The 10,981-nt window shown below is 70.2% G+C and carries 10 protein-coding genes and 1 pseudogene; 9 read left to right on the forward strand and 2 right to left on the reverse strand.

Annotated features, from left to right (window positions below; genetic code table 11):
- Both GA0115254_RS11760 and GA0115254_RS11765 read left to right on the forward strand, forming a co-directional pair.
- Positions 1–371, forward strand: a 371-nt coding sequence (locus GA0115254_RS11760; RefSeq protein WP_107451317.1) for an IS30 family transposase, incomplete at its 5' end; no start/stop codon positions are given.
- A 202-nt stretch (positions 372–573) separates the two neighbouring features.
- A complete protein-coding gene (locus GA0115254_RS11765) occupies positions 574–1,332 on the forward strand; it encodes a polysaccharide deacetylase family protein (protein ID WP_176740076.1) in 759 nt (252 codons plus the stop codon).
- Between the two features lie 122 nt (positions 1,333–1,454).
- Here the strand turns inward: GA0115254_RS11765 and lon are convergent, their stop codons facing one another.
- Both lon and GA0115254_RS11775 read right to left on the reverse strand, forming a co-directional pair.
- Positions 1,455–3,887: an endopeptidase La gene (gene lon / locus GA0115254_RS11770; protein ID WP_093895240.1), complete on the reverse strand. Its 2,433-nt coding sequence runs from the start codon at positions 3,885–3,887 to the stop codon at positions 1,455–1,457.
- A 222-nt stretch (positions 3,888–4,109) separates the two neighbouring features.
- Positions 4,110–4,919 (reverse strand): rhomboid-like protein, encoded by an 810-nt coding sequence (locus tag GA0115254_RS11775; RefSeq protein WP_370740856.1) that lies wholly within the window; start codon positions 4,917–4,919, stop codon positions 4,110–4,112.
- Positions 4,920–5,051: 132 nt separating this feature from the next.
- On the opposite strand from GA0115254_RS11775, the pseudogene GA0115254_RS11780 reads away from it, so the two are divergent.
- The 7 genes and pseudogenes from GA0115254_RS11780 to GA0115254_RS11810 all read left to right on the forward strand — a co-directional run.
- Positions 5,052–5,621: pseudogene (locus GA0115254_RS11780) on the forward strand (ATP-binding cassette domain-containing protein); the annotation flags it as partial.
- The gene (locus GA0115254_RS11785; RefSeq protein WP_093895235.1) at positions 5,618–6,910 is read left to right on the forward strand and encodes a hypothetical protein; all 1,293 of its coding nucleotides are present in this window, start codon (positions 5,618–5,620) and stop codon (positions 6,908–6,910) included. The pseudogene GA0115254_RS11780 and the gene GA0115254_RS11785, both read left to right, overlap by 4 nt.
- Complete coding sequence (locus tag GA0115254_RS11790; protein ID WP_093895236.1) at positions 6,907–7,530, forward strand: hypothetical protein; 624 nt, start codon at positions 6,907–6,909, stop codon at positions 7,528–7,530. The genes GA0115254_RS11785 and GA0115254_RS11790 overlap by 4 nt, the downstream gene beginning before the upstream one ends.
- 219 nt (positions 7,531–7,749) lie before the next feature.
- On the forward strand, positions 7,750–8,442 hold the full coding sequence (locus GA0115254_RS11795) for a spermidine synthase family protein (protein ID WP_093895237.1): 693 nt from the start codon (positions 7,750–7,752) through the stop codon (positions 8,440–8,442).
- Positions 8,443–8,665: 223 nt separating this feature from the next.
- Positions 8,666–9,403, forward strand: coding sequence for a response regulator transcription factor (locus GA0115254_RS11800; RefSeq protein WP_014154105.1), 738 nt, complete (start codon positions 8,666–8,668; stop codon positions 9,401–9,403).
- Positions 9,400–10,476 (forward strand): HAMP domain-containing sensor histidine kinase, encoded by a 1,077-nt coding sequence (locus GA0115254_RS11805; protein ID WP_093895238.1) that lies wholly within the window; start codon positions 9,400–9,402, stop codon positions 10,474–10,476. Before GA0115254_RS11800 ends, GA0115254_RS11805 begins: the two co-directional genes overlap by 4 nt.
- A gap of 258 nt (positions 10,477–10,734) precedes the next feature.
- On the forward strand, positions 10,735–10,981 hold a 247-nt coding region (locus GA0115254_RS11810; protein WP_141720797.1), incomplete at its 3' end, for a 2-oxoglutarate dehydrogenase E1 subunit family protein.

Genomic DNA, 10,981 nt, shown 5'->3' on the forward strand with positions numbered 1-10,981 from the left:
AGCATCTGTCCGGCGGGCATACCGCCGAGGAGGTCCGCGACGTGCTGGTGCCCTTGATCCAGACCCTGCCCGGGCACCTGCGCGGCTCGCTGACCTGGGACCAGGGCTGCGAGATGGCCGCGCACAAGCAGTTCACCGTGGCCACGGGAGTGCCGGTCTACTTCTGCGACCCGCACTCACCCTGGCAGCGCGGATCGAACGAGAACACGAACGGCCTGTTGCGGCAGTACTTCCCCAAAGGAACCGACCTGTCCGTGCACAGCGCCGAAGACCTCGAACACGTCGCCCAGCAACTCAACGGCCGGCCACGCAAAACGCTCGGCTGGAAAACCCCAGCCGAGCGCCTGCGTGATCTACTGACGACCACGTAGACCGTCAGGTGTTGCGAGGACCCCAAGAATCCGCCGTGCTGTGCCGGGGCTCTTCCCTGTCCGTGTCCCTGATCAGGCATTCCGCCTTCCGAGCCAACCACGAAGGCCCTCTATACACTTGGTGTATACGTCATGTGTATAGTCCTTCTCTGCCGCACACCGTGCGCCTTGTTCAGCTACGGAGGAGTGACCCGCCTTGTCCATGAAGACGAAGTCGATCGGGACGGGGTTGGCCGCCGCTCTTGTGACGGCACTCACCCTGACGCTGAGCGGCTGCTCCATGCAGACCACCGCGCCGGCCTCCGCGCGCGGCGACGCGGGCTCCGACGCCAAGGGCTCCTTCGGCCCGGTGGACTGCCGCAAGGCGAAGTGCATAGCCCTGACCTTCGACGCGGGACCGGGCGAGGACACCCCTCATCTGCTGGACGTCCTCAAGGAGAAGAAGGTGCGCGCGACCTTCTTCCTGCTGGGCAAGAACCACGTCAAGAAGCACCCCGACACCGTGCGCAGGCTCGCCGCCGAGGGGCACGAGGTGGCCAACCACACCTGGTCCCACGAGATCCTGACGGACAAGAAGCCCGCCGAGATACGTGACGAGCTGGAGAAGACGCAGGACGCGATAGCGGAGATCACCGGCACGAAGCCGCGCCTGATGCGCCCGCCGCAGGGCCGTACCGACGACACCGTCTCGGACATCAGCAAGGACCTGGGGCTCTCCCAGATCCTGTGGAGCGCGACCGCCAAGGACTACTCCACGACCGACTCGGCGCTGATCAAAAAGCGCATCCTGGACCAGGCGAGCCGGGACGGCATCATCCTGCTGCACGACATCTACAAGGGGACGGTGCCCGCCGTGCCGGGCATCATCGACGCGCTGAAGAAGCAGGGCTACACCTTCGTCACCGTCCCGCAGCTGATGGCGCCCGCGGAGCCGGTCCCGGGGACCATCTACCGCCCCTGAGCCGTACGTCCCGAAGAGCGAGGCCCCCGGCGCACGCGGAACGGCCCGCCCACCCGTTGCCGGGAAGGCGGGCCGTCCGTACCGGTCGCGCACGTGGTGCCACGCCCGTCACGCCATGGCGCCTACGCCGCGGCCGGGATCCTCTCCTCGCGCCTGGCCGCGGAGGCCGGGGCGAGGGCGATCTCCAGCACCTGGCGGACGTCCGTCACCGGGTGGACCTCCAGGGTGTCCAGGACCTCGGCCGGGACATCGTCCAGGTCGGCCTCGTTCCGCTTCGGGATCACCACGGTGGTGATCCCGGCGCGGTGCGCGGCCAGCAGCTTCTGCTTCAGGCCGCCGATCGGCAGCACCCGTCCGGTGAGCGAGACCTCGCCGGTCATCGCCACATCCGTACGGACCAGCCGTCCGGAGAGCAGCGAGGCCAGCGCAGTCGTCATGGTGATGCCTGCGCTGGGGCCGTCCTTCGGGACCGCGCCCGCCGGGAAGTGGATGTGCACGCCGCGGTCCTTCAGATCCGCGACCGGCAGCTCCAGCTCCGCGCCGTGCGACCGCAGGAAGCTGAGCGCGATCTGCGCGGACTCCTTCATGACGTCGCCGAGCTGACCGGTGAGGGTCAGTCCGGACGCCCCGGTCTCCGGGTCGGCCAGCGACGCCTCCACGAACAGCACGTCACCACCGGCACCGGTCACCGCGAGTCCGGTGGCCACGCCCGGCACCGCAGTGCGGCGCTCGGCCGGGTCCTGGGCGGACTCGGGAACGTGGTGCGGCCGTCCGATCAGATCGCGCAGATCCGCTTCGGTGACCGTGAACGGGAGTTCCCGGTCGCCCAGTTCGTGCTGGGCCGCGACCTTGCGGAGCAGCCGGGCGACGGCCCGCTCCAGGTTTCGTACGCCCGCTTCACGGGTGTACTCGCCGGCCAGCTTGCGCAGCGCGGACTCGTCGAGCGTCACCTCGTCCTTCTCCAGACCGGCCCGTTCCAGCTGACGCGGGAGCAGGTGGTCGCGGGCGATGACGACCTTCTCGTCCTCGGTGTAGCCGTCGAGCCTGACCAGCTCCATACGGTCGAGCAGGGCCTCCGGGATGGCTTCGAGCACATTGGCCGTCGCCAGGAAGACGACATCGCTGAGGTCGAGTTCGACCTCCAGGTAGTGGTCGCGGAAGGTGTGGTTCTGCGCCGGGTCGAGGACTTCGAGGAGGGCGGCGGCCGGGTCGCCCCGGAAGTCGGAGCCGACCTTGTCGATCTCGTCGAGCAGGACGACCGGGTTCATCGAACCGGCTTCCTTGATGGCCCGGACGATACGTCCCGGCAGGGCACCGACGTAGGTACGCCGGTGGCCGCGGATCTCCGCCTCGTCCCGTACACCGCCGAGCGCGACGCGGACGAACTTGCGGCCCATGGCATGCGCGACGGATTCACCGAGCGAGGTCTTGCCCACGCCCGGCGGCCCCACCAGCGCCAGCACGGCACCACCGCGCCGCCCGCCGACCACGCCGAGACCGCGCTCGGAACGCCGCTTGCGTACCGCCAGGTATTCGGTGATCCGCTCCTTCACGTCCTGCAGACCCGCGTGCTCGGCGTCGAGGATCTCCTGGGCTCCGCGGATGTCGTAGGCGTCCTCGGTCCGCTCGGTCCACGGCAGTTCGAGGACGGTGTCGAGCCAGGTCCTGATCCAGGAGCCCTCGGGGCTCTGGTCGGACGAGCGCTCCAGCTTGTCGACCTCCTTGAGCGCGGCCTCGCGCACGTGCTCGGGAAGGTCGGCGGCCTCGACGCGCGCCCGGTAGTCGTCGGACTCGTCTGCGCCGGAACCGGGACCCCCGTTGAGCTCGGCAAGCTCCTTGCGTACGGCTTCGAGCTGGCGCCGCAGCAGGAATTCGCGCTGCTGCTTGTCGACGCCCTCCTGGACGTCCTTGGCGATGGACTCGGCGACGTCCTGCTCTGCAAGGTGTTCACCGAGCCACTGGATGGCGAGCTTCAGCCGGGCGACCGCGTCGACGGTCTCCAGGAGCTGCACCTTCTGGGCAGTGGTGAGGAAGGGGGAGTATCCGGAATTGTCGGCGAGCGCGGAGATGTCCTCGATCTGCTGGACCCGGTCCACGACCTGCCAGGCGCCGCGCTTCTTCAGCCAGCTGGTGGCGAGCGCCTTGTATTCCTTGACCAGCTCGGCGGCGGCCCCGGGGAGCGGATCGGGGACGGCCTCGTCGACCCGTGTCCCCTCCACCCAGAGCGCCCCGCCCGGACCACTGGTCCCGGCCCCGATCCGTACCCGGCCACGGCCGCGGATGAGCGCGCCCGGATCCCCGTCCGAAAGCCGTCCGACCTGTTCGACGGTGCCGATGACACCGGTGCCGGTGTACGTACCGTCGATCCGCGGCACAAGAAGCACCTCGGGCTTGCCGCCACCCTCACGGGCTGCGGCCTGCGCGGCTTCCACGGCGGCGCGTACATCGGTGTCCGACAGGTCCAGAGGCACCACCATCCCGGGCAGCACGACCTCGTCGTCGAGCGGCAGCACGGGCAGGGCGAGCGGAGTGACCGCGTTGGACTCGGTAGCCATGATCTCCCCTTCGGCAGTCAAGTTGAGTTATGCAGACTCAATGCTCCTGAGCCGCCTATTGTTCCCCGATGCATGTTCGCTGTGAGCGATCGACTGAATGCGCTCGCTCCTCGGGCCCGGCCCGGTCGCGCCCTTTCTGTAGCGGAGAACTCCCCGTGCGTCCGCTTTAATCCGGCGGTGTTCCCGGCTTCTCGCCTGTCTCTGCACCCCGCTGCTGGGCGATCATCGACGATCTGGCGCCCTGGCCGGCAGCCGAGTACCTCGCGGTGCACGGCGAGAAGGCCCCCCGCCCCTGACCACCGCTCCGGTGACCGCACCGGCCCGGCGCAGCAGTGGCCAGCAGGCCACGCCCACCAGCAGCGCCAGCGGATGGCCCCAGTCGCTCAGGGGGTCGCCGAGGTCGAACAGATCGCGCAGCAGCATCGCACCGACCCCGCCGAGCACCAGCACCCGGAGCCACGGCGTGAGCAGCCCGGCGAGCGCACCCACGCTCGCCATCAGCCCGAAGCTGATGCCGTAGTCGAGCCTGTGCAGCGAGGACTCCGGCAGATGACCGGCCACCACGGACAGCCCGACCGGGATCTCCGTGGCGAGCGTCGCCACGACATGGCCGAGCAGGAACACACCGGCGGTGCGCCACCCCCCGATGCGGCGTTCCAGGGCGGTCAGCACGAGAGCGAAGCCGAGGACGTACGGGGAGGCGAGCCCGCCGACGACCCACAGGGCGCTGGCGGCCAGGACGAGGAGCGGAGTCTCCCCGAGATGCGCGACATCCGTGCTCGATTCGCGCAGCACGGCGGAGACGGTGTCCGGATCGGCGTACTCGATGAAGAGGGACGTGGCGACGAGCACCAGCAGATACCCGAAGGTGAACGGGGTACCGGTGGGCGTCGGCAACAGCCGCAGCCACCGGCGGGCCCTGCGGTCCGCAGGAACGGCGGGCTCTTGCGTACAGCGCTGACGCGGTATGGCGTCGAGCAATGGCGCGGCGATTTCCTCTTCGCGAACCGCCCTGTCCGTACCCTGATGCACCGCGCGAGGCCCCTCTCCCTACCAGCCCCCCGAAGCAACGTCCCACCCTCCGTGATCGTCCCCCGCGCCGTCTATGGCGTGAACCACATGAGCCACGTGTGAACCGACTCGGGTCCGGTGCTCGATAGAGGCCACCGCAGCCGGGCGGCGGTCCGGCGCAGGCTCGGCTATCTGCCGCAGGAGTTCGGGTACTACCCGGGCTTCACCGTCCGCGAGTTCGTCGCCTATGTGGCCTGGCTCAAGGAGATGGACGCGGCGGCGGTGCCCGCGGCCGTGGAGCGTGCGGTGGCCCGGGTGGGTCTGGCGGACCGGATCGACGCCCCGGTGAAGACCCTGTCGGGCGGGATGGTGCGGCGGGTCGGCATCGCCCAGGCGATCGTCAACGATCCGGACCTGCTGCTGCTCGACGAGCCCACCGCCGGCCTCGACCCGGAGCAGCGGGTCGAGTTCCGGGCGCTGATACGGGATCTGGGCAGCACGTCCACCGTGATCGTGTCGACCCATCTGGTCGAGGATGTTGCCGCGGCCTGCACCGATGTGACGCTGATCGAGGCGGGCCGGATCGCGTACCGGGGTACGACGCAGGAGCTGACGGCCCTCGGCGGCGAGGACACCGGAGCGGACGGGCCGGACGGCAACCCGATCGAGCGCGGCTACACCGCTGCGCTGCGGGCGCACCGGGCGGCGGTGGCACGCCGATGACAAACCCGACATACATCGCGCTGCGGGCCGAGCTCCGGCGCGGTCTCGCCCCCTGGACCGGGCCGGCCGTGGCCCTCACGCTCCTCGTTGCGCTGTGGGGCAAGGCGCCCCAGTGGCAGGGCAGCTGGGGCGAGACCCAGAGCCAGCTGCACTCGGCGGCTGGGCTGCTCGCCGGCCCACTCGTCGCCGCGGCCGCCTGCTGGCAGGGCGGCCGGGAGCATCGCCGCCGTACCGCGGAACTGCTGCTCTCCGTGCCGCGCAGCCGGCTCGCGCAGGCGACGACGGCCGCCACGGCGATCGCGCTGTGGGCGGCGGCCGGGTATCTGTTCGCGCTGGCCGTGGCGTTCGCGGCGACCGCCCCGTACACCGGGGTCGGCAGCCCGTCCGTCTCGATGGCCGCCACGGACCTCGGCTTCCTGCTGTCCATCGGTTTCGTGGGCTTCGTCGTCGGCCGGTTGGTGCGGTGGCGGCTGATCGCTCCGGTGCTGGCGGTGTGCGCGTACGTCGGCCTGGGGTTCCCGAACTATCTGGACTCGGAAGCCCGATACCTGAGCCCGGCCCAGGCGGTCGCGCTCAAAGTGTCCGTCCCGGTGTGGTGGTTCGCCCCGGTCCTGGTGACATGGGCGGGCGGCATCGCCGTCAGCGTGCTGCTCGCGTACGCGGCCCGGCGGCGCTGCCTCGCGGTCGTGCCGCTGGTCCTGGCGATCGCGGCGGGGACACTGGTCGTGCACACGGGCGCGGACCTGTTCCGGGACGACCCGGCCATGGCGCGCAGGGTCTGTTCGGAGGTCACCCCCGGCACGCCGCAGATCTGCCTGAACGCTTCCGACGCCCCGGTGCTGCCCCAGGTGTCCGAGGCATTGGCGGGAATGTTCTCGCGGCTGGAGGGAGTCCCGGGCGCACCCGCCAGATACGTGGACCCGCAGTCCGGCCCGAAGGACGGCGAAGCAGGACTCGCGTACGTGCAGCGCGGCTGGGGCATCACACGGAACCGTCTGACCGATCCCCGCGGGTACGCCTCGGACACCGCCTTGACTCTGGTGAACCGCGACTGTCAGGCCGGCCCGCCCGGGAAGGACCGGAAGAACCGGAAGAAGGAGGCCGAGCGCGTGGCACGCACGGAGGACGCGGTCATCAGCTGGCTGACCGGCGAAGATTCGAAATGGTATGCGGATTCGCGGTATCTCGCCCGCCTCAAGGCCATGCCGGACGCCGACCGCAGGGCCTGGCTCGGCCGCTTCCTGGCCACCCCGCAGCGCTGCACGTCCTCGGAGGTCCCGGTCCTGTGAATCACCGGCCGACCCTCACCGCACTCCCCCGCCTCTATATCCGCTCCCGCACCCTCCCCCTCGCCATCGCCACCCTGACCTGCATCGCCCTCGTCGCCGCCTGGGCGGCCCACTGGCTGCAGGACCAGCCCTACTTCGACCACACCGCCCGTGTCCCGGTCATCGTGCTGGCCCCGCTGCTCGCCTCCGCCGCGATCGGCACCGGCCTGCACGCGCACAGCGACGAGCTGGACCGAACCGCCGTACGCCGCTGGTGGCCGCGCCGGCTGCTGCATCTGCTCGTGCTGACCGTGCTGGCGACCGGGGCGCTCGCACTGGCGGTCCCGGGGCACCCGGAGGAGTTCGGCGCACCGGGAATGGTGCGCAATGTGCTCGGTGCGACCGGGGTGGCGGCGGCCTCCGCCGCCCTGATCGGTGCCCGGCTGAGCTGGCTGCCGATGACGGTCTACGGCGGCGCCGTCTATCTGGCGGCGCCCCACACCCCGGGCGGCGCGGCGGCGGTGTGGGCCTGGCCGATGCAGCCGGGTCCGCAGGGTGCGGCGTGGGCGGTGGCCCTGACGGCGTACGTGATCGGGACGGCCCTCCTCGCGGTGCGCGGCGCGCGCCCGGAGAGCGCGTGACTCCCGGCGGCGCGCGCCCGGAGAGCGCGTACCCCTGGACGTTCCGCGCCCCCGGAGCGCGAAACTCTCGTCCGTCGCACGCCCTGGCCCGCGCAACGGTGCACGCTCCCCCGGACGGATCGGAAGGACCGGGCGGATCCGGCAATCCGCTGGCCTTCGGCCGCGTCGAGCGGCCAGGATGGCGGTGAACCCGTCCGCCATCCACCGGAGACCCGCACCATGCCCCACATCCACGGCCTCGACACCCTCGCCCCCGTCACGCTCGACCGCCGCGAAGGCCCATACGGCGAGGTCGTCCTGCGGGAGCGGGGGGACGACTTCGAGATCATCGCCAACGGGTGCTTTCTGATGGACACCTCCGACGGGCGTTCCGAGCGGCTGCTGATCGACGCGGCGCTGGCCGCGCTGCCCGCCGACCGGGAGGCACCGGCGGTGCTCATCGGGGGTCTCGGGGTGGGGTTCTCGCTCGTCCGGGCCGCCGCCGAGCCGCGGTGGGGGCGGATCGCCGTCGTCGAGCGGGAGCAGGCGATCGTGGACTGGCATCTGCAGGGGCCGCTGGCCCGGATCTCCAGTGGTGCGCTCGCCGATCCGCGGACCGCGATCCTGACGACGGATCTCGTCGCGTACCTGCGTACGACTACGGACCGTTACGACGCCCTGTGCCTGGACATCGACAACGGACCGGACTGGACCGTCACCGAGGACAACACGAGCCTGTACTCCCCCGCCGGTCTGGCGGACTGCCGGGAGCGGCTGACACCGGGCGGCGTTCTCGCAGTGTGGTCCGCACAACCGTCCGCGGAGTTCGAACAGGCTTTGCGGAATGCCGGATTCACTGGGGTTAGGACGGAAGAGATCAGTGTTGCCCGAGGTGTTCCCGACGTGGTGCATCTCGCACTTCGGACGCCCTGAGAGCCCCCATCGGGCATCCGTGACCCCCGGACGCCCGGGGCCAAGCGCCACAAGGCCGACACTCCGGCACCTCGTTGCACCCAAGCCGTTACACCCTGCGTAGCCGAGAGCGGTCCGCTGCCTTTACGCTGCTGACCGGTAACGGGGATCACCCACGAAATCCACAAGCGAAGACCGTGCGTCCGGGGGAATGGCCCCCGTGAGAGCGGGCAGGGGCGGGGCGATGGAACAGACACACACCACCCACAACGGTGTCGCGGCCACGCCGGGCGCGCAGCGCCGGGTGCTGGTGGTCGAGGATGACGCCACAATCGTCGATGCCATTTCCGCCCGGCTGCGGGCCGAGGGCTTCCTGGTGCAGACCGCACTCGACGGACCCGCGGCCGTGGACGCGGCCGAGGCATGGCAGCCCGATCTGATGGTGCTCGACATCATGCTCCCCGGCTTCGACGGCCTGGAGGTCTGCCGCCGTGTGCAGGCCCAGCGGCCGGTGCCGGTGCTGATGCTGACCGCCAGGGACGACGAGACCGACATGCTGGTCGGCCTCGGGGTCGGCGCCGACGACTACATGACCAAGCCGTTCTCGATGCGCGAGCTGGCGGCCCGGGTGCACGTCCTGCTGCGCCGGGTCGAGCGTGCGGCGCTGGCCGCGGTGACGCCGCGCAGCGGCATACTGCGCCTCGGTGAGCTGGAGATCGATCACGCACAGCGCCGGGTCCGGGTGCGCGCCGATGACGTGCACCTCACGCCGACCGAGTTCGATCTGCTGGTCTGCCTGGCCAACACCCCGCGTGCGGTGCTCTCCCGGGAGCAGCTGCTGGCCGAGGTCTGGGACTGGGCGGACGCCTCCGGCACCCGTACCGTCGACAGCCACATCAAGGCGCTGCGCCGGAAGATCGGTGCGGAGCGGATCCGTACCGTGCACGGTGTCGGCTACGCCCTGGAGACCCCGGCGCCATGACCCGGCCCGGTTCCGGACTGCGCCCTTTCTCGGTCAAGGCCAAGCTGGGCACGCTCGTGGTGGTCTCGGTGTTCATCACCACGGGGCTGCTGATGGTGGCCGTGCGCACCAGGACCGAACTGCGCTTCATCACGGTGTTCTCGGTGATCGCGACCCTGCTGATCACCCAGTTCGTGGCGCACGGTCTGACTGCGCCGCTGGACGAGATGACGACCGTGGCCCGGTCGATATCGCACGGTGACTACACCAGACGGGTGAGCGGCGCCGACCGGCGCGACGAGCTCGGCGATCTGGCCCAGACGATCAACCGCATGGCGGACGATCTGGAGGCCGTGGACCGGCACCGGAAGGAGCTGGTGGCCAATGTGTCGCATGAGCTACGGACACCCATCGCGGCGCTGAGAGCCGTGCTGGAGAACGTCGTGGACGGGGTGTCCTCGGCCGATCCGGAGACGATGCGCACGGCCCTGAAGCAGACCGAGCGGCTCGGCAGGCTGGTGGAGACGCTGCTGGACCTGTCCCGCCTGGACAACGGTGTGGTCACGCTGAAGGCCCGCCGTTTCGAGGTGTGGCCGTATCTGTCGGGTGTGCTGAAGGAGGCGAACCTCACCGCCTCGCACCGCCGGCTGTCCTCCGGCTCCGGGAATCACACCCGCAAGGACGTACATCTGCATCTGGATGTGTCGCCGCCCGAGCTGACCGCGCACGCGGATACGGAACGGCTGCACCAGGTGGTGGCCAATCTGATCGACAACGCTGTCAAGCACAGCCCGCCGCATGGCCGGGTCACCGTGCTGGCCCGGCGCGGGGCCGGACCGGAATCCCTGGCACTGGAGGTCCTGGACGAGGGCCCGGGCATTCCGGAGTCCGAGCGGCACCGGGTCTTCGAGCGTTTCAACCGCGGCGAGGTGCCCTCTCCGCACGGTCCGGGCAGCGACGGCGGTACGGGCCTGGGCCTGGCGATCGCCCGCTGGGCGGTGGATCTGCACGGCGGACGAATCGGCGTGGCCGAATCCGCTCGCGGGTGCCGCATCCGGGTCACTCTTCCGGGGATTCGGCAACCGCGAGGTTGACATAGGGTTCGAACCGGAAGGACACGTTCTACGTGTTCTGTTCAAGGGGGTACGGTCCAGGGGGCTGTATCCGCGGTCCCGCGTACCCGAAGTGAAGCGGAACCATGCTTGTTTCCCGCCATTTCCTGCGCCGAAACCCGCCTTCCGATGTGACTTGCACGACGAAGAGCGGCCCGGCCTGCATGGAACGGCTGGGGAGGCGTAGCCTTGATTTCCGCTGTCCATCACCTTGTGAAGCGGAAGAGGGCGGTTGCCGCCGTGTCGTCTCAGTCCCCCAGTAACTCGAGCATCTCGACCGACCAAGCCAGCCCGGGTACGAACCCGGCTGCAGCTTTCGGCCCCAATGAGTGGCTCGTCGACGAGATCTACCAGCAGTACCTCCAGGATCCCAGTTCGGTCGATCGCGCCTGGTGGGACTTCTTCGCCGACTACAAGCCGGGTACGTCCGGCACGGCGGACAAGCCCGTTCCCGGCGCCGCAGCCGCGGGGGCTGCGGTGACCCCGG

This window comes from Streptomyces sp. Ncost-T10-10d, assembly GCF_900091955.1.
GTDB lineage: Bacteria > Actinomycetota > Actinomycetes > Streptomycetales > Streptomycetaceae > Streptomyces.

What these genes read in the sequence shown, in the direction of transcription:
- GA0115254_RS11765 (WP_176740076.1), top strand. Translation starts at nt 574, where the DNA reads ATGAAGACGAAGTCGATCGGGACGGGGTTGGCCGCCGCTCTTGTGACG.
- lon (WP_093895240.1), bottom strand. Translation starts at nt 3,887, where the DNA reads ATGGCTACCGAGTCCAACGCGGTCACTCCGCTCGCCCTGCCCGTGCTG.
- GA0115254_RS11785 (WP_093895235.1), top strand. Translation starts at nt 5,618, where the DNA reads ATGACAAACCCGACATACATCGCGCTGCGGGCCGAGCTCCGGCGCGGT.
- GA0115254_RS11795 (WP_093895237.1), top strand. Translation starts at nt 7,750, where the DNA reads ATGCCCCACATCCACGGCCTCGACACCCTCGCCCCCGTCACGCTCGAC.
- GA0115254_RS11800 (WP_014154105.1), top strand. Translation starts at nt 8,666, where the DNA reads ATGGAACAGACACACACCACCCACAACGGTGTCGCGGCCACGCCGGGC.
- GA0115254_RS11805 (WP_093895238.1), top strand. Translation starts at nt 9,400, where the DNA reads ATGACCCGGCCCGGTTCCGGACTGCGCCCTTTCTCGGTCAAGGCCAAG.